Below are 18625 nucleotides of genomic sequence, written 5' to 3'. Positions count from 1 at the left end.
ACATTCTTATTTCTCACTGAAAATAGAAATGAATGTAGAGCACATCATTTAAATTATGATTTTTTTGAGACCGTTTATCAACTCATACTTTATATTACCATTTGTCATCATCCTGACAACAATCACTTCTTTTGCACAAAGTGAGAAATACAAAGAACATTCTTTTAAAAGAAAAGTAGTGATTGTACTTGACCCCGGACATGGTGGTGAGGATGTTGGAAAACCCAAAAGCCGTCAGAGTACACACCTAAAAAACGAAGCTGACCTAAACTTAGATATCGCATTCCGACTTGGAGGATATTTAGAAGAAAGGGTCAAAAATGTTGAAGTCCTATACACTAGAAAAACGGACCGCACAGTAACTTTAGATGAAAGAGTTGACTATGCTAATAGTGTTAATGCAGATTACTTTATCAGTATCCATTGTAACTCACTCCACAATAAAAGCTATCATGGTACTCAAGTGCATATTCAAAGCAAGAAATTCCCTACCTCCTATGGATTAGCTAAATCTTTTGATTATCAATTTAAAAGAGCAGGGAGAACGAGTAGAGGTATAAAAGATCAAAACGATAGAGGCCATAATTTACAGGTTATTCAGTATACAGAAATGCCTGGCGTCTTAATTGAATGTGGTTTTATGAGCAACCCTAAGGAAGAATTATTCCTTAACTCTGGAAAAGGACAAACATACATTGCATCAGCTTTATATAGAGCAATTAGAGACTTTGAAAACTCACCACACAAACCAGCTCCAGATAAGAGATATCCTTATTACAGAGTTCAAATAGGCACCACAACGAATAAAAAAGAGATTACCTATAAAAAGTATAAACGTCTAAATATGAAAATTGACCCATTAAAAGAAAATGGGAAATATAGTTTATTGGTAGGTAGAGAATATGAAAAAAGGTATACAACCAAACTACTTGATGAAGTAAAAAAGAAAGGTTTTAAAGATGCTTATGTGAGAACATTTAATGCTCCAACTTCAAAGCCTAAAACAAAAACTACTCCTCCCAAAAAAGTAGAAGTAGTTGAGCAAGCTACCCCAGTTGTTGTTGCTGCCAGCGATTCTACAGCAACTATACTCGCTAAAAAAACAGATTCATTGAGAGTAGTCAACGACTCGTTGGTATTTTATAGAATTCAGATTATGTCTTCCGATAGAAAATTGGACCTTAACAAAAGGGAATTCACTCAATTAGAAGAAGCAGTCTATCTATTCTATGATGATGACGACACTTCTAAAAATCCATATAAATATCAAGTTTTAGTGGGTAAGTATTATGTTAAGTCTCAGGCAGAGAAAGTAAAAGAGAAGGTAAGAAAAAAAGGATTCCCTGATGCCTTTATCGTTACTGTTCCAGAAAGTGAGGCAAGAGAATCCTTAGATCAATATATTCCGAAGAATAACTAAACAACAGATAATTCTTCAATTTCTTTATCGATTAATGATGTTATTGTTTCATCTAACAAAAGATCTAAGTCTTGTTCATTTCTTAGCATAACATCTAAAATATCCATAATAGCATCATCATGAACTTGATGTGCGTAAGAGGATATAATTTGATAACCTACAACGTCGTTGGAATGTAATTGTTTGATTGTTGATAGAATGGCCATATCTGAAACATTTTCGTTGGTTGCTCTATCAATCACCTTATTCATTTCTTTGATCAATCCTAGGCTACACTCACAAATATCTCCTACTTGGTTTTCTCCGATTTGAGCAAAAAGCTGGTCTAAAAATTCTAAATGTTTTTGGGCACTGTTTTCACATGTTTCAATCACTCTTCTTAAAGTAATCGAATGTACTTTATCCTTGAGCTGGTGGTACACTTCTAGTTGTTGAGTTTCTGCATCATAGCGATCTTTCATTTGATGTATGAAAAGACCTCTTAAGTCTTCTAATGGTCTCATAACATTTTCATTTAAGGGTATAAAAATTTACATAACTCGCCTATTTACAATTCATTATAAATATACAAGTGTATTTTATACAAGTCAAATTCATCAATATCTAGAACACTATCAATGACGACAATCATGTAAAAAAACTCTAGTTATCATACTTTCTCAAGGTCAGAATGAAGAAATTTGCTGTAGAAATATGAAAAGAGAAAAGTAACTATATATAAAGAGCGACCTCAAAGAAGTCGCTCTTTTATTTTACATCATCTACTACACATAATTTAAACTTAAAACAATTTCATGCCTTCGTAAACTGTAGAATGGTTTGTTGGCTTAACAACACCTCTAAAGTTTAACTCAATATTTTCTGTTTGAGCTCTGACTTTAACATTAGCATAATTACCAGCTCCATCGACACTGAATTGCATATTTGCTAACATAAGTGGTCCCATAACGTTGAATTTTACTGTCTTTCTACCGTTTTTTTCTTCAATGACTTGATAATCTGAAATTTTACCTTCCATGGTAATACCTCCTACTCCATTCAACCCTACAACGCCATCGAAGCCTAATTGGAAAACGGCAACATCACCTGATACTTTTACAAAGTTGATATTACTAGAAACATTTTCTGTATGACCATATCTATCATACACTTGAGTAGCTTCTAATACAAAAGCTTGGCTATCTATTCCTGATACGGCTTGTTCATGTAAGATTCTTTCATAGATTTCAGCCTGTCTTTTCTTTTCTTCTTTAGCTTTCTGTCTTGCTAATTTTTTTTGAACTCTAATTTCTTTCTTTGTGAGCGTTTTATTTATATCGAGAGTATCTTGTGCAGTTACTGCTAATGAAAAGAATAAAGTAAAAACTGCCACGAAGATTTTGATTATATTTTTCATAGTAATTCAATTTTTGCGAGCTTGCTAAAAAACAAACTCTAGGTTATTACTTTATTTCGAATATAATTAACTGAACGTTCGAATAGCTTTCGAAGTTGACAATATTTACATTTATTATTAATCGATTGAATGATACAAGTAGGAATAATATCTGATACACATAGTTATATTGATGACCGCATTATTGAACATCTAAAAGATTGTGATGAGATATGGCATGCAGGTGATATAGGTACTGAAGAAGTGATGAGTGCATTAAAAGCAATTGCACCAGTAAGAGCTGTATATGGGAATATTGACAACGGAAAACTTCGAATGGAGTATCCTGAGGAACAAATATTCACACTAGAAGGTTTAAAAATCTATATGATACATATTGGAGGTTACCCACCTCGATATACTACAAAGTTAAAAAAGAGATTAGACGAAGTTAATCCTAATATTTTTATCTGTGGGCATTCACACATTCTTAAGGTTATACCAGATCAAAAAAGAAATTTACTGCATATTAACCCTGGAGCTGCAGGTAGGCATGGGTTCCATCATCAAAGAACAATTATTAAAATGGTATTGGATGATGGAAAACCCAAAGACCTAAAAGTTGTTGAGCTAGGTAAAAGAGCTTCAATTGATTAATGTTATTTAATAAAGCAATGACAATAATCAACAAAAACTAAATCTACATCATCAAGTCATGTGTGCATTTTACGCTTAATTTGTACTTGAAAGTTATGAGATGAGATAATGCTAGCAAACTGAACGAATTTTGAAATAAAATTATCAGTTTCTAAAAGCGTGACACAGACAGGCATAGAACGGGAAAAGTGTTCTATGCCTGTTTTTTTATATCGTATATTTCTTCAGTGATTTTTTTCAAATGTCCAACACTCCTTTATTCTCTTTATCCTAATTTTGCATTACAAACTAATTAACGATAATTCATTAACGATCATGAATCAATTAAATAAACTCAGTGAAGTTGCTGCTGTTATGTTCAAACTTGGCTGTTTTGCATTTGGAGGTCCTGCTGCTCACATTGCCATGTTAGAAGAAGAAATTGTTGAAAAAAGAAAGTGGATTACCCAAAAACATTTTTTAGATTTAATAGGTGCAACCAATCTTATTCCTGGTCCTAATTCTACTGAAATGGTAATGCATGCTGGCCATGAAAGAGCTGGTATCTTAGGGCTAATTGTTGCTGGCTTATGTTTTATATTCCCTGCAGTAGTAATTACTGGTTTTCTTGGGTTTTTGTATGTCGAATATGGACAAACTCCTAATATCGCTCCATTTATACTAGGCATTAAACCTGCTGTGCTTTCTGTAATTATTGCTGCCATATTCAAACTAGGAAAGAAAGCAATCAAGACAAAAGAATTAGGGTTCATTGGAGCAATCACATTAATATTAAGTTTACTCGGTGTGGATGAAATTATTTCTTTGTTGGGAACAGGGTTATTAGGCATCATCTATTTCTCATTAAAAGAAAAGAAGACGATAAAACAATCATTTCACCCTTTATTACTTTCATCAATTTCACTTCCTACAATACAAACTATTTCAAGTTCAACTATTTTCTTCAAGTTTTTAAAAGTAGGAACAGTTCTCTACGGAAGTGGGTATGTTCTTTTTGCTTATTTAGATGCCGAATTAGTACAAGAAGGCTTCTTAAGTCAACAAGAATTAATGGATGCTATTGCAATGGGACAATTTACTCCAGGTCCTGTTTTATCTACTGCTACTTTTATTGGGTATCAACTTGGAGGTTTTCAGGGAGCTATTTTAGCAACCTTAGGCATCTTTACTCCTTCATTTATTTTAGTGATTGCCTTAAATCCGTTAATACCTAAATTAAGAAATAATAAAAAGGTAGGATATTTCTTGGACAGCGTAAATGTTGCTGCTGTTGCTTTAATGATCAGTGTATTACTTTCCATGTGTAAAGCTTCATTGGTAGATTGGCAAAGTATAATTATAGCATGTCTCAGTTTATTTGTCACTTTCAAAGTTAAAAAAGCAAACGCAATGCATGTGATACTTGGTGGGGCTGTTTTAGGATATTTACTTCAGCTTATATAAAAAGATATAGAGAAGCACTTTTCCAAAAGAAGTGCTTTTTTTATTATCTAAATATAAATTATTGTAATTTCGAACTAACTAATTTTTTCAACTAAATACTCAATAGATTTTCATCGTTTATGTGTGGAATTACCGGACTGTATGCGTTTAATGAAATAGGTCGAATGCAAGCGATTCACCTTCACAAAGCCAATGAAAGCATTGCACATCGAGGACCAAATGCATCAGGGATATACAATAGTCATTTTGCACATTTAGGTCATAGAAGATTATCCATTATCGATTTATCTGAAGGAGCAAATCAGCCAATGCACAGTACCTCAAAAAGGTATTCTATTGTATTCAATGGAGAAATCTATAATTACAAAAGCATTCGTCAAAAATTAGAATTAAAGGGTGTTCAGTTCACTACTACATCAGATACAGAAGTTCTATTAGAAGCATACATTCATTTTGGTGTAAAATGTTTGGATATGCTTCATGGATTTTTTGCATTCGCCATTTACGATAATGAAAACGACAGTTTACTAATTGCTAGAGACCGATTAGGTATAAAACCACTTTTATATGCTGTTGATGAAGATAAAGTAGTATTTGGCAGTGAAATGAATGCCTTACGTCAATTTGGAATAGAAAAAGAGATCGATCCTACATCTATCTATCAATTATTACAATTGACCTATATTCCTACTCCCGATTCTATTTACAAAGGGATTAAAAAGCTACCACAGGGGCATTATATCTTTATCAAGAATAAGAATGTTGAAATAAAACAATACTATTCGATAGAGGAAAAAATAACGACACCATTAAATATTTCATATGATGCTGCACAAAAAGAGTTGCTTCGTCTTATGGATCAATCAATACAAGAACGAATGGTGTCAGATGTTCCATTAGGTGCATTTTTAAGTGGTGGTATAGACTCCTCTGCAGTTGTTGCTTTAGCATCAAAATATACTGATCAGCTTCAAACTTTTTCGATAGGCTATAAAGATGAACCTCTTTTTGATGAGACATATTACGCAGAAATAGTTGCAAAAAAATACAAAACTCAACATACTGCCTTCAAATTAACTCAAGATGATTTCTATAATCACTTGTTTGGAATGTTGGATCATTATGGTGAACCTTTTGCTGATGCCTCCGCATTAGCCGTAAATATACTTTGTAGAGAAACGAAGAAAAACGTTACAGTTGCATTGTCTGGTGATGGTGCCGACGAGATGTTTGCCGGGTACAATAAACATTTAGGAGAATGGAAATCTCGACAAGGAGGAACACTAGCGACTGTAATATCTTCACTTTTACCTATTCTAAAACAACTTCCCAATAGTAGGAATTCAGTTTTAGGAAATAAAATAAGACAAGCTATAAAATTTGGTGAAGGACTTAAGTTATCACCCCAAGAAAGGTATTGGTTTCAATGCTGCTGGAGAGATACTCCTACTACAAACTCAATTCTTTCTGATACTTTTCTAAATTCTGTAGATCAAGAAGCCTTTTTATCTAGAAAAAATGCTATTACACAATCAATCACAGGAGATGGAATTAATGATGTTTTATTAGCCGATATCCAAGGACTACTCGTCAACGATATGTTACATAAAGTAGACTCTATGTCTATGTATCATAGCCTTGAAGTAAGAGTTCCTTTCTTAGATCACAATGTCGTTGAATTTGCAATGAAGTTACCAGCTGAATACAAAATCAACGGACAAATGAAAAAGCGAATATTACAAGACTCCTTCAGGGATTTATTACCTGAAGAACTTTATAAAAGGCCTAAACATGGCTTTGAAGTACCATTAATGAAAGGTTATAAAACTGCCTTGAGATCTTGGGTGAACGAAATGTTGGATGATGATTTTGTTAGGGAGCAGAACATTTTTAATCCAATTTACGTTCAACAATTAAAGAATATGATTTTCAATTCAAGTAATTATGACCAAAACCAAGTTTGGAGTATTTTAGTATTGCAACATTGGTGGAAAAAATATAATCCATAGCATTCAATGCAATTATTTTATCTTTTTATCGAAAAAATTACTTTTTTTTGATTAATATAATGATATTAATGGTCAAGCGTACTTTGTTATTCTAACAATTACCCGTTAAACAAGTGTACACTTAATCAAAAGCACATGCAAAGTATCTAGTTAGAGCCTAATATTTTGATCGCTTTTAGCTCTAAATGTTTAATTTTTTAATCTAATTAGGATTTATCCTTTTTGTTACCAACTACAAATTTTTTAGAAGGTGCGCATAAGAATAATCTTCAATCTCAGAAATAAGGGTGCAATATTACCCTTTCATCACCAAAAACTTGTTCAAAACATGCTCAGAATAGTATGTGCTGACAATGAGTTATTTGAGTCCTCGAATTTCACTTTTTCTGGTCTTAAAGGTCAGACTAAAGTAGGTCGTGAAGGATTACATTATTTTTCAAAAAAAGCAACCATCGTTTTAACGAGTCCTAGTAAAACTTTCATAGATAGAGTAGTTCAAGGTCTTTTTCAAGAATCACATATTTTGTTAGGCAATTTAATGCTCCAAGCAGATTCTGTAGAAATTGAAGATGCCCCTACATTCAAAGAATCTATGAAGTATTTATGTATTTCACCCATTGTACCTTTTCACCAAATAGAAGGCTTGAACAATAAAATGTTCGTCAATCCAATGAGTGATGATTTCTCTGATATGCTTTACGATTCTACAATGTTTAGAATGGAAAAATCTGGAAAATATACTGCAGAACAGATTTCTTCATTTTTCCGTTTTCAGGTAATTCCTGATGAACAATATTTGGCTAGAATTAATCGTATGGACAAGAAGTTTGCCCGTATTTACTCTGTTATTAAAGGTGGTGAAATCTTTGAAGCAAGAGGCTACACACTTCCTTTTGAAGTATTAGCTGCTCCAGAAGTACAAGAATTTATTTATAACAATGGTTTTGGTGAATTAACTACCCACGGTTTTGGTATGTTAGACATTCCTAACTTCAACCCAGGTAAACAACCATACATTTTTGATGAAGAAACACAACAACCCTAATTAATAATAAAAGGGGTTGGAGTAAAACATAATATAAATATGATCAAGGTGATGATGCCGACAAATTTACGTTTGGTATCAACACCTTTTTCATTTATCGCAGGTGGATGATGTAAGCCTAGGAATCTAGAAAGAATAAATACCCAAAATAACCATCCCTCATAGCCTACTACATCAGGATAAATCGTAGTGATTACAAATTGCAATGTAAATATTGACATCGCATACAGAGCTATTGTTACTTTATCTTTGAATAGTTTCATCGAAACCAAATACAAATAAATCACATAAAAAGGAGCATAGGTAATTAATATTTCATTGCTATCTATCGCAGAAAATAAACCTAAACCTCCCCAAAACAGCAATGCCGCAAAAGTATAAGGCAAGATCTTATTGAACCATTTTCTTCCTATGATACTATATAAAGCATGCCCACCATCTAACTGACCAAATGGCATTAGATTTAATGCAGTAAAGAAACAAGCAAGTAACCCTGAAAATAAAAAAGGGTAATGCATTAATTCATGTCCATTAGGTACCAAACTTGGGTCAGGAGCAACATAATAAGTGAAAAACTGAAATAACAGGTTCGTTCCAATAGTTAAATTTTCTCCTTCATTTAAATTCTCGTAGGCATATTTTGCATAGTCTAATCCCCATTGTTGATACTCAGGATGAATCTGAAAGATATATTCTGGAGGAGGAAGATGAGTAAAACCATAAAATAAGACGACTAAAGCTGCAAGAAAGCCCGCAATAGGGCCAGATACTCCAACGTCAAAAAACTCCTTTCTTGATTTTAATCGACTCTTGATACTAATAAATGCACCAAATGTACCTAAAGAAGGACCTAAACTAAAAAACCATACTGGAAGAAAATAAGGAAGTGTCACTTTTAATTTGTAATACTTTGCTGTAAAGTAATGTCCAAATTCATGGATCGTGAGTATACCTACAAATGGAATCGAGTACATTAAAGACCCTTTCCATTCTTCGGGTGTTAACTCAGAAAATAACACCGATTTACCGTAGATCCATTCAGCTCCTGCAAAAGTAGTTGCCATCACTGTTAAGATCAATAACAATAGGTGTTTCCACCAGACCATTCCAACTGCATTTTTCTTTTGTGGTGCTTTTGACTTATTGATATTATTATTCTGATCGATAATAGATCTATTATTTTCCTCCATATTTCAATTCTAAAAATTAGCTTTGCAAGTTAGCATTTTAAAATAAAGTTATGCCTACTGTAAAACATTTACATGAATCGTTTATTATTCCCGACGGAGGAAAGTCTACGCGTTTAGATCACTTCCTCTCTTTACAACTTCCTAACAAAAGTAGAAATGTAATTCAGAAACACATAAAAGATGTACTTGTTTTAGTTAATGGCAAAAAATCTAAATCAAGCTATCAATTAAAACCTAGCGATAAAATTGAATGGTTTGAATATTTCCGAAAAAGAGTTGAACTAGAACCCTATGACTTTCCTCTAGATATTATATATGAAGAAAAAGATTTTATCGTAGTCAATAAACCTGCTCAAATGCCAATGCACCCTGGATTGGGGCATTATGATCATACGTTACAAAACGCTCTTTTACACCATTACCAAATATCTAATCAGAAAGATTCACTGGTTAAAGATTGCTTGGTGCAACGATTAGATAAAGATACTAGCGGTATAGTTGTTATTCCTAAAACAATTGAAGCAAGAGAATTCCTCTCAGAGCAATTTAAATCACTCAAACCCTACAGAATATACCAAGCTATAGTTTGGGGGCAACTGAAGCAGAAAGAAGGGGTGATACAGGAATTCATTGGACGCAATCCATCAAATGAGAGAAGTATTGAAGTATCAAAGGATAAATCTTTTGGAAAAGAAGCTATCACACATTATCGAGTGATTAAGGAACATAAGAAGTTTTCATTGGTGGAATGTCGTTTAGAAACCGGACGCACACATCAAATTAGAGTACATATGCAATTTATTGGTCATCCTCTTGTTGGTGATAAAAGATATGAAGTACCCATGCTGACGTATGACAATGCATTACAAAACAAGGTAGGCAGACATTTATTGCATGCTAAAACATTACATTTCACTTCTCCCTCAAATAAAGAATTATTGAAATTTGAAAATGACCTACCTGAAGAAATGTTAGATCTAATAAAATAAAAAAGGCAAGCTCAAATGAACTTGCCTTTCTGAATTGGTTGGCGGAACAGACGGGACTCGAACCCGCGACCCCCTGCGTGACAGGCAGGTATTCTAACCAACTGAACTACTGCTCCAGTCATCTGTTTTTGAAAGTCTTGATGAAGACTTGTTGGCGGAACAGACGGGACTCGAACCCGCGACCCCCTGCGTGACAGGCAGGTATTCTAACCAACTGAACTACTGCTCCAGTCATCTGTTTTTGAAAGTCTTGATGAAGACTTGTTGGCGGAACAGACGGGACTCGAACCCGCGACCCCCTGCGTGACAGGCAGGTATTCTAACCAACTGAACTACTGCTCCAGTCATCTGTTTTTGAAAGTCTTGATGAAGACTTGTTGGCGGAACAGACGGGACTCGAACCCGCGACCCCCTGCGTGACAGGCAGGTATTCTAACCAACTGAACTACTGCTCCAGTCATCTAGTTTTGAAAGTCTTGATGAAGACTTGTTGGCGGAACAGACGGGACTCGAACCCGCGACCCCCTGCGTGACAGGCAGGTATTCTAACCAACTGAACTACTGCTCCAGTCATCTAGTTTTTGAAAGTCTTGATGAAGACTTGTTGGCGGAACAGACGGGACTCGAACCCGCGACCCCCTGCGTGACAGGCAGGTATTCTAACCAACTGAACTACTGCTCCAGTTCGCTTTTACAGGAGAGGTTTCCTAAAAAGCGATGCAAATATGCACCCTTGATTTTTATAAAACAAGGATTAAAGAGATTAAAAATGTAATCTATTCTTAATGAAATTATAAAATACTGATGATCAATATTAAATCAGTAACTTATCAAATCAAAAAGTTAAACATATCTTGATTCTCATTTAGTAATTCGTACTTGTAACCACCTTTTTTCATCCTTTGAGTTAAGCTATCAAAGTCAGATGGGTACTTCACTTCTATACCAACAATGGCAGGAGCTTTCTCTCTATTTACCTTTTTTGTGTATTCGAAGTGCACAATGTCATCATTTGGACCAAGTACTTCTGCTAAGAATTCTCTTAGAGCTCCTGCTCTTTGAGGGAATCTTACCATAAAATAATGTTTATATCCTTCGTATAATAAAGAGCGTTCTTTAATCTCTTCCATACGTCCAATATCATTATTGGAACCAGATACTACACATACTACTTTTTTGCCCTTTATTTCGTCTTTTATAGCATCTAATGCTGAGATTGACAAAGCACCCGCAGGTTCCACTACAATAGCGTCCTCGTTGTATAATCTTAAGATAGTAGAGCAGACCTTTCCTTCAGGAACAAGTACTACATCTTTTAAGAATTGCTTTGCGATTTGGAAAGTGTTATCTCCTACTCTCTGAACGGCAGCACCATCAACAAACTTTTCTATTTTATCTAACGTTACTACCTCACCCTTATCAATAGATGCTTTCATCGCTGGAGCTCCTTCAGGTTCTACTCCAATTAACTTGGTATTAGGACTAATCTGTTTAAAATAGCTACCTACACCAGAAGAAAGGCCTCCACCTCCAATAGGCATTACTAAGTAATCTATTTCTTCTTTAGCATCCTCCAATATCTCTAAGCCAACAGTACCTTGACCTTCGATTACTTTTGGATCATCAAAAGGGTGAATAAATACACGTCCTTCGCTTTCACAGCGTTCCATTGCAGCTGCATAAGCATCATCAAAAGTATCTCCTATAAGAACAACTTCTACTTTGTCCTTACCCCACATCCTTACCTGATTTACCTTTTGGTTTGGTGTAGGAGCAGGCATGTAAATCACACCATGAATACCCAATTGTTTACAAGAATAAGCAACACCTTGTGCATGGTTACCTGCACTGGCACATACAATACCTCTCTCTTTCTCTTCTTTAGATAATGAGGAGATTTTGTTGTAAGCACCTCTAAGCTTGTAAGAACGTACAATTTGAAGGTCCTCACGCTTCAACCAGATGTCTGCTTGATATCTTTCGGATAAATTCATGTTTCGCATCAAAGGAGTTCTTGTCACTACATCTTTGAGCTTTCTATGTGCTTTTACAACTGACTCTACACTGGGTAAAGCCACTGCTTCTTTTACTTCTGACATAAGGATTATATTTTACAAAGCATTAGTTAAGACTAATACTTAAAGATTGAAAAAGGGGAAAGCCGAAGCAATCCCCCTTTTCAATGAATATGATTAAAGCCTAAGCTTCTTGTTCTACTTCTTGGTTTTCAGGACGCAATGATCTTACTGCTGCACCTGCTCTCCACATTTCAGACTCACGTAATACACGTAATTCTTCGTCTAACTTCTCACGGTAATCTGGTTGAGAGTTAGTATCGATTGAACGTTGAGCTTCTTCACCAGTTGCTACAGACTCATATAAATCTTCAACTACTGGACGAACTGCATCACGGAATTTATCTTTCCAATCTAATGCACCTCTTTGAGCAGTTGTAGAACAGTTAGCATACATCCAGTCCATACCGTTCTTAGCAACTAATGGCATTAATGATTGAGTTAACTCCTCAACAGTTTCGTTGAACGCCTCTGATGGAGAGTGACCGTTCTCACGAAGTACGTCATATTGTGCTTCGAATAAACCTTGGATAGCACCCATTAATGAACCACGCTCACCAGTCAAATCAGAGTAAACCTCTTTTTTGAAGTCAGTTGGGAATAAGTAACCAGCACCAACACCAATACCTAAAGCGATAGTTCTGTTGTAAGCGTTACCTGAAGCATCTTGGTAGATTGCATACGAAGAGTTCAAACCACGACCTTCTAAGAACATTGTTCTTAATGAAGTACCTGAACCTTTTGGAGCAACTAAGATTACGTCAATATCTTTTGGAGGTACGATACCTGTACGCTCATGGTAAGTAACACCAAAACCATGAGAGAAATAAAGTGCCTTACCTGGAGTTAATTTCTCTTTCAATTGTGGCCATACTGCAATTTGAGCAGCATCTGAAAGTAAGTAACAAATAATTGTACCTTTCTCAGCAGCTTCACCGATTTCAAAAAGTGTTTCACCTGGTACCCAACCGTCAGCAACAGCTTTGTCCCATGAAGCACCACCTTTACGTTGACCAACGATAACGTTTAAACCATTGTCACGCATGTTTTGCGCTTGACCTGGTCCTTGTACACCGTAACCGATAACTGCAATAGTTTCATTTTTAAGTACATCTTGAGCTTTCTCTAATGGAAACTCCTCACGCATTACTACGTTCTCTACTACTCCTCCGAAATTGATCTCTGCCATAATAATTAAAAGTTGTGATTCTTTATTAGTTTGAAAGTTATTTTAAGACCCTATGGATCTATACAATCGCATCCTCTTGTTCAAATTCTGCCAATAATGCACTGATTTCTTGACGTTCCTTTGACAATGCAATTCTTCCTGAACGTCCAAACTGCATCAACCCAAAAGGTTTAAGCGCCTCATATAAAGCGTGAGTATCTTCTTCATGACCTGTCTTTTCGATCACTATGAAGTCAGCTTTAGCGGCTAAAATTCTTGCGTGGTTTTTTCTTACAATTTCCTCTACTGCATCAGAGTTTGTAAGGCTATCCACAGCCACTTTATATAAAGCTATTTCTTGATAGATGGTATCACTATCTTCATACAGATAGCAACGAAGTACATCTATTTGTTTTTCTATTTGTTTTGCTACCTTTTCAGCCTGATCCTTACCGGTGTTAAACACAATAGTGAATCTATGGACATGGTCCACTTCTGATGCTGATGTAGTTAAACTTTCAATATTTAATTTTCTTCTAGTGAAGATGATTGAAATACGGTTCGTTAGACCTACTACGTTTTCTGTAAATATTGATAAGGTAAATCTTTGTTTCTCCTCCATGATCTTATGATTTTACTTCAAACGAACATTTGAAACCGATTCTCCCGTAGGGATCATTGGGAATACATTTGATTCTTTTTCAACAACTACTTCAAGGAAACAAGGCCCTTCAGTAGCTAACCATTGATCCATCTTAGCACTTAAGTCTTCTCTTGATTCAGACTTATCAGCTTTGATGTAATAAGACTCTGCCATTTTTACAAAATCAGGGTTTACCATTTCTGTAAATGAGTATCTTCTATCGAAGAATAACTCTTGCCATTGTCTTACCATTCCTAAGAAACTGTTATTTAAAACAAGAATCTTCACAGGAATTTTATATTGGAATATTGTCCCCAATTCTTGAACAGTCATTTGGTAACCACCATCACCTGAGATAGATACTACCAAACGATCGGGAGCTCCAACTGCTGCACCCATGGCTGCAGGAAGGGCAAAACCCATTGTTCCTAAACCTCCAGAACTTACAATGCTGTCAGTAATTTTAAATTCATAATATCTAGATGCTTCCATTTGGTGTTGTCCTACATCTGTTACAATGATCGCCTCACCTTTTGTTTTATCTGAAAGCATTTTGATTACTTCTGACATTTTTACTTTCTCAGTACTGTCGCCCAAAGCATAGTCTAATACTTCTTTCTTTTCGATATCATCACAAGCATGGAATTCTGCTAACCACTCGTCGTGTTTTGCTTCTTTCACTTTTGGAATCAATCGTTCTAATGCTTCTTTTGCATCAGAAATTAAAGCTACATCCGCTTTCACATTTTTATCAATCTCAGAAGGATCGATTTCAATATGAATCACTTTTGCCTGCTTTGCATATCTACTCAAATCGCCAGTTACACGGTCATCAAAACGCATACCTACAGCGATCAGAACATCACATTCGTTGGTTTTTACATTTGTACCATAGTTACCATGCATACCTAAATATCCTACATAAAGAGGATGGTCGGTTGGTACAGCTGATAAACCTAATAAAGTTGATGCCATCGGAATGCCTGCTTTTTCTGCAAATGCAATCAATTCCTTTTCTGCTTTTGATAACATCACTCCGTGACCTACTAAAATGTATGGCTTTTTGGATTGATTGATCAAAGCAGCTGCAGCATCAATAGCTTCTTCTTTTGCTGTTTGAACAGGTTGATAGCTTCTGATTTTAGTACAAGGTTTGTAATTAAAATCACACTCTTCAAACTGAGCATCCTTAGTGATATCAATTAACACAGGACCTGGTCTTCCACTTTTTGCGATGTAAAATGCTTTTGCAATCGCTTCAGGAATTTCAGATGCTTTTGTTACTTGATAATTCCACTTTGTTACAGGAGTTGAAATACCTACAACATCAGTTTCTTGGAATGCATCTGTACCTAATAAGTGAGATGCTACTTGACCAGTGATTGCTACCATTGGAGTAGAATCGATCATTGCATCCGCTAAACCTGTGATTAAGTTTGTTGCACCAGGACCAGAAGTTGCCATACAAACCCCTACTCTATGATTGACTCGAGCATATCCTTGAGCTGCGTGTGTAGCTCCTTGCTCGTGACGCACTAGAATGTGCTTTAACTTGTCATCATAGTGATAAAGCTTATCATACACAGGCATGATTGCTCCACCCGGGTAACCAAAAATAGTATCTACCCCTTCTTCTACTAAAGCCATTAATAAAGCTTCAGCTCCAGTTACTTTTGGTGTTTTCTGCTTGGCGCCTTGTTCTTGTGTGAACTCTTTTGTCGCTGTACTCATTATTGAAACAATTTTTCGTACTACTTCTTAATCACTGATTAAAATTCATCAGTTACACATCCTTCAGATGCAGAAGAAACTGTTTTTATATACTTATAAAGGATTCCTTTCTTGAATTTTGGCTCTGGAGCAACCCATTTTGCTCTTCTTTCTGCCAATTCCTCGTCAGATAAATCTACTTCGATTTTGTTTGTTACCGCATCGATAGTAATCATATCACCATCTTTAAGAAGTGCAATATTACCACCTACTGCAGCTTCTGGAGTAATGTGTCCTACAACAAAACCGTGTGTACCACCTGAGAATCTACCATCTGTAATTAGGGCTACTTCTTTACCAAGACCTGCACCCATAATTGCTGATGTAGGTTTCAGCATCTCTGGCATACCAGGACCGCCTTTTGGTCCTTCATAACGGATTACAACTACATCACCTTTCTCTACTTCTCCGTTTGAGATACCATCGATAACTGCAAACTCGTTATCAAATACCTTCGCAGGGCCAACAAACTTCTCACCTTCTTTACCAGTGATTTTTGCTACAGAACCTTCAGTTGCAAGGTTACCATATAAAATTTGTAAGTGACCTGTTTTCTTAATAGGATTATCTTGAGGTCTCATTAAGTCTTGTTCTGAACCTAGAGGATCAACATCTGCTAAGTTTTCAGCAATTGTTTTACCTGTTACAGTCATACAAGAACCATCTAATAATCCCCAGTTAAGAAGAGTTTTCATTACTGCTGGGATACCGCCCACTGCAAACACATCTTCCATTAGGTATTTACCTGAAGGCTTAAGATCTGCAAAGAATGGCACCTTATCTGAAACTCTTTGAATATCATCTAAAGTTAATTCGATGTCTGCAGCTTTAGCAATTGCCAACATGTGTAATGTCGCATTTGTAGAACCACCTAATGCCATAATTACTGCTAATGCATTTTCGAAAGATGCTTTAGTTAAGATGTCAGAAGGTTTTAAGTCTAGTTCTAATAAGTTGCGAATAGCAGGTCCTAACTTCTGGCATTCATCTTTCTTATTAGTACTTACTGCAGGGTTCGATGAAGAATATGGTAAACTCATACCCATTGCTTCAATAGCTGAAGCCATTGTATTTGCTGTGTACATACCACCACAAGCACCAGCGCCTGGAATAGCATTTTTAATTACACCTTTATAATCTTCATCTGAAATTGTACCAGCGATTTTTTCACCTAGTGCTTCAAAAGCAGATACAATGTTTAATTTTTTCTTTTTCCAGCAACCTGATGCAATAGTACCACCATACAACATGATAGTTGGACGGTTAATACGACACATTGCCATCATAGCACCTGGCATATTTTTATCACAACCTACAACAGTAATTAATCCATCGTAGAATTGTCCGTTTGTAACTGTTTCAACAGAGTCAGCAATAATATCTCTTGAAGGAAGAGAGTAACGCATTCCAATTGTACCGTTAGTAATACCATCACTTACGCCAATTGTATTAAATACTAACCCCACCATATTTGCTTTTTGAACACCAACTTTAACTTCTGCAGCTAAACCGTTCAAGTGCATATTACATGTATTTCCCTCATAACCAGTACTGGCAATACCGATTTGAGGCTTATCCATATCCTCTTCAGTTAAACCAATACCGTATAACATGGCCTGTGCTGCAGGCTGTGTATCATCTTGAGTAATAGTGCGGCTGTGCTTATTTAACATCTCTGCCATAATTCCTGATTATTGTTTGTCTGTTATAATTCCGTAATTAGATAATTGAGTAATTGTCATACTCACTCTGTGTAACGAACTGTCTGTACTTTTCAAACACTTCACAACCGATAGTATTTTCCCAATCTTTATTCATTGGTTTTTTATCAATACTATTAATTCCTGTGATTTGTGCAGCAGTTCCGGTGAAGAAGGCCCCATCAATATCATTAAGATCTTCTGGTTTGTATTGTCCTTCTACTACTTCAACTCCTAAAGATTTTGCAATATCAAATACTACATTTCTTGTAATACCTGGATAAATGTGTCCTCTTTGAGAAGTATAAAGTTTTCCACCTTTTTCAAAAAAGAAGTTAGCACCTGTACCTTCAGAGATGAAACCATCTACATCCAATAATAAAGCATCATCAAAACCTCTTTCTTTTGCTTCTGCGATAGAAACAATTGAATTAATGTAGTGACCTGAAATTTTAGCTTCTACATTAAATGAATATGGACTAGGACGAGTATATGCTGAGATAGTGATATCCAACAAGTCTTTTCCTAAGAATTTATCCCAACGGAAAGCAGCAATGAATAAGTTATGCTTTTTAGTTGGTGTTAAATCCATATTCTCATCAGCATAAACTAATGGACGGATATAAGCATCAGTAAAGCCATTTTCTTCAAGTAGTTGATAAGACACTCCAACGAGCTCATCCACATTATAGTCAATATCGAGGTGCATTGTTTTTGCTGCTTCGATAAAACGAGTAATATGTTCTTTTGCTTTGAAGATATGTGGACCAAGAGCTGTATCATAAGCTCTCATGGCATCAAAAACACCATTCCCATAGTGCAAAGACTGAGAAAATAAATCTGCCTTTGCCTCTTCAGCCTTGATAAATTCTCCGTTATGGAAAATTACTGTGTCTTTATCATAATATTTCATTCGCATGAAGAGTTTAAAACTTTACTAATTCCGACTATTATAAATGCTGATAATAAAAAAACCACTGTCAAGATAGTTTTACTTTGACAATGGCCTCTATATATTTTCTAAAACAAAATACGATCCTGGACCATTATCTCTCCTTAATCAGGACGACAATCGTAATATTAATAATAACTAGGACGATATTTTGCGTTTTATTCAACATTTTCAATCATTGTTTGATTC

15 protein-coding genes and 6 tRNA genes are annotated in these 18625 nt (G+C 35.5%); 6 read left to right on the top strand and 15 right to left on the bottom strand.

Translation table 11 applies throughout. The features are described from left to right. Positions 1–55: 55 nt before the first annotated feature. Positions 56–1420, top strand: a complete 1365-nt coding sequence (locus QL232_RS13170) for an N-acetylmuramoyl-L-alanine amidase (protein ID WP_281614459.1) — start codon at positions 56–58, stop codon at positions 1418–1420. Here the strand turns inward: QL232_RS13170 and QL232_RS13165 are convergent. Further along, positions 1417–1923, bottom strand: a complete 507-nt coding sequence (locus QL232_RS13165; RefSeq protein WP_281614458.1) for a DUF892 family protein — start codon at positions 1921–1923, stop codon at positions 1417–1419. The two genes, QL232_RS13170 and QL232_RS13165, sit on opposite strands and share 4 nt — an antisense overlap. Before the next feature lie 278 nt (positions 1924–2201). Then, a complete protein-coding gene (locus QL232_RS13160) occupies positions 2202–2816 on the bottom strand; it encodes a DUF4251 domain-containing protein (RefSeq protein ID WP_281614457.1) in 615 nt (204 codons plus the stop codon). 129 nt (positions 2817–2945) lie between these two features. Here QL232_RS13160 and QL232_RS13155 point away from each other — a divergent pair, with 129 nt between their 5' ends. From QL232_RS13155 to cas6, 4 genes are all read left to right on the top strand, one after another. Beyond that, complete coding sequence (locus tag QL232_RS13155; protein WP_281614456.1) at positions 2946–3452, top strand: metallophosphoesterase family protein; 507 nt, start codon at positions 2946–2948, stop codon at positions 3450–3452. A gap of 315 nt (positions 3453–3767) precedes the next feature. Beyond that, the gene (gene chrA, locus QL232_RS13150) at positions 3768–4895 is read left to right on the top strand and encodes a chromate efflux transporter (RefSeq protein WP_281614455.1); all 1128 of its coding nucleotides are present in this window, start codon (positions 3768–3770) and stop codon (positions 4893–4895) included. A gap of 119 nt (positions 4896–5014) precedes the next feature. After that, positions 5015–6904 carry an asparagine synthase (glutamine-hydrolyzing) gene (asnB, locus tag QL232_RS13145; protein WP_281614454.1) on the top strand — a complete coding sequence of 630 codons (1890 nt, stop codon included), beginning with the start codon at positions 5015–5017 and terminating at the stop codon, positions 6902–6904. Positions 6905–7232: 328 nt separating this feature from the next. After that, positions 7233–7949 carry a CRISPR-associated endoribonuclease Cas6 gene (gene cas6, locus QL232_RS13140; protein WP_281614453.1) on the top strand — a complete coding sequence of 239 codons (717 nt, stop codon included), beginning with the start codon at positions 7233–7235 and terminating at the stop codon, positions 7947–7949. Here cas6 and QL232_RS13135 read toward each other — a convergent pair. Continuing rightward, positions 7946–9139: a site-2 protease family protein gene (locus QL232_RS13135; RefSeq protein ID WP_281614452.1), complete on the bottom strand. Its 1194-nt coding sequence runs from the start codon at positions 9137–9139 to the stop codon at positions 7946–7948. The genes cas6 and QL232_RS13135 overlap by 4 nt on opposite strands. Positions 9140–9189: 50 nt before the next feature. Between QL232_RS13135 and QL232_RS13130 the strand changes: the two genes are divergently transcribed. Further along, positions 9190–10128: an RluA family pseudouridine synthase gene (locus QL232_RS13130; protein ID WP_168881786.1), complete on the top strand. Its 939-nt coding sequence runs from the start codon at positions 9190–9192 to the stop codon at positions 10126–10128. A gap of 39 nt (positions 10129–10167) precedes the next feature. Here QL232_RS13130 and QL232_RS13125 read toward each other — a convergent pair. The 12 genes from QL232_RS13125 to ilvE form a co-directional block, all read right to left on the bottom strand. Then, positions 10168–10244, bottom strand: a tRNA-Asp gene (locus tag QL232_RS13125). 36 nt (positions 10245–10280) lie between these two features. Next, positions 10281–10357, bottom strand: a tRNA-Asp gene (locus QL232_RS13120). 36 nt (positions 10358–10393) lie between these two features. After that, positions 10394–10470 (bottom strand) — tRNA-Asp (locus tag QL232_RS13115). A 36-nt stretch (positions 10471–10506) separates the two neighbouring features. Continuing rightward, a tRNA-Asp gene (locus QL232_RS13110) sits at positions 10507–10583 on the bottom strand. Between the two features lie 36 nt (positions 10584–10619). Next, positions 10620–10696: transfer RNA gene (locus QL232_RS13105), tRNA-Asp, on the bottom strand. A gap of 37 nt (positions 10697–10733) precedes the next feature. Then, positions 10734–10810: transfer RNA gene (locus tag QL232_RS13100), tRNA-Asp, on the bottom strand. 148 nt (positions 10811–10958) lie between these two features. Further along, positions 10959–12227, bottom strand: a complete 1269-nt coding sequence (ilvA, locus tag QL232_RS13095) for a threonine ammonia-lyase (protein ID WP_168881787.1) — start codon at positions 12225–12227, stop codon at positions 10959–10961. A 100-nt stretch (positions 12228–12327) separates the two neighbouring features. Beyond that, positions 12328–13392, bottom strand: a complete 1065-nt coding sequence (ilvC, locus tag QL232_RS13090) for a ketol-acid reductoisomerase (protein WP_168881788.1) — start codon at positions 13390–13392, stop codon at positions 12328–12330. A 58-nt stretch (positions 13393–13450) separates the two neighbouring features. After that, positions 13451–13993 carry an acetolactate synthase small subunit gene (gene ilvN / locus QL232_RS13085; RefSeq protein WP_168881789.1) on the bottom strand — a complete coding sequence of 181 codons (543 nt, stop codon included), beginning with the start codon at positions 13991–13993 and terminating at the stop codon, positions 13451–13453. A gap of 12 nt (positions 13994–14005) precedes the next feature. Next, the gene (ilvB, locus tag QL232_RS13080; protein WP_281614451.1) at positions 14006–15745 is read right to left on the bottom strand and encodes a biosynthetic-type acetolactate synthase large subunit; all 1740 of its coding nucleotides are present in this window, start codon (positions 15743–15745) and stop codon (positions 14006–14008) included. A gap of 38 nt (positions 15746–15783) precedes the next feature. Further along, complete coding sequence (gene ilvD / locus QL232_RS13075; protein ID WP_168881791.1) at positions 15784–17466, bottom strand: dihydroxy-acid dehydratase; 1683 nt, start codon at positions 17464–17466, stop codon at positions 15784–15786. A gap of 37 nt (positions 17467–17503) precedes the next feature. Next, positions 17504–18397: a branched-chain-amino-acid transaminase gene (ilvE, locus tag QL232_RS13070; RefSeq protein WP_168881792.1), complete on the bottom strand. Its 894-nt coding sequence runs from the start codon at positions 18395–18397 to the stop codon at positions 17504–17506. Positions 18398–18625: the final 228 nt, after the last annotated feature.

The organism is Flammeovirga sp. SubArs3 (genome assembly GCF_947387565.1).
Taxonomy (GTDB): Bacteria; Bacteroidota; Bacteroidia; order Cytophagales; family Flammeovirgaceae; genus Flammeovirga; species Flammeovirga agarivorans.
Note: the sequence above shows the minus strand (reverse complement) of the source record. Positions and strands in the feature narration are given on the sequence as shown.

Coding starts and splice junctions, on each gene's coding strand:
- QL232_RS13165 (WP_281614458.1), bottom strand. CDS start 1,923: ATGAGACCATTAGAAGACTTAAGAGGTCTTTTCATACATCAAATGAAA.
- ilvB (WP_281614451.1), bottom strand. CDS start 15,745: ATGAGTACAGCGACAAAAGAGTTCACACAAGAACAAGGCGCCAAGCAG.
- ilvA (WP_168881787.1), bottom strand. CDS start 12,227: ATGTCAGAAGTAAAAGAAGCAGTGGCTTTACCCAGTGTAGAGTCAGTT.
- chrA (WP_281614455.1), top strand. CDS start 3,768: ATGAATCAATTAAATAAACTCAGTGAAGTTGCTGCTGTTATGTTCAAA.
- cas6 (WP_281614453.1), top strand. CDS start 7,233: ATGCTCAGAATAGTATGTGCTGACAATGAGTTATTTGAGTCCTCGAAT.
- ilvE (WP_168881792.1), bottom strand. CDS start 18,397: ATGAAATATTATGATAAAGACACAGTAATTTTCCATAACGGAGAATTT.
- QL232_RS13170 (WP_281614459.1), top strand. CDS start 56: ATGATTTTTTTGAGACCGTTTATCAACTCATACTTTATATTACCATTT.
- QL232_RS13130 (WP_168881786.1), top strand. CDS start 9,190: ATGCCTACTGTAAAACATTTACATGAATCGTTTATTATTCCCGACGGA.
- ilvC (WP_168881788.1), bottom strand. CDS start 13,392: ATGGCAGAGATCAATTTCGGAGGAGTAGTAGAGAACGTAGTAATGCGT.
- asnB (WP_281614454.1), top strand. CDS start 5,015: ATGTGTGGAATTACCGGACTGTATGCGTTTAATGAAATAGGTCGAATG.
- QL232_RS13155 (WP_281614456.1), top strand. CDS start 2,946: ATGATACAAGTAGGAATAATATCTGATACACATAGTTATATTGATGAC.
- QL232_RS13160 (WP_281614457.1), bottom strand. CDS start 2,816: ATGAAAAATATAATCAAAATCTTCGTGGCAGTTTTTACTTTATTCTTT.
- ilvN (WP_168881789.1), bottom strand. CDS start 13,993: ATGGAGGAGAAACAAAGATTTACCTTATCAATATTTACAGAAAACGTA.
- QL232_RS13135 (WP_281614452.1), bottom strand. CDS start 9,139: ATGGAGGAAAATAATAGATCTATTATCGATCAGAATAATAATATCAAT.
- ilvD (WP_168881791.1), bottom strand. CDS start 17,466: ATGGCAGAGATGTTAAATAAGCACAGCCGCACTATTACTCAAGATGAT.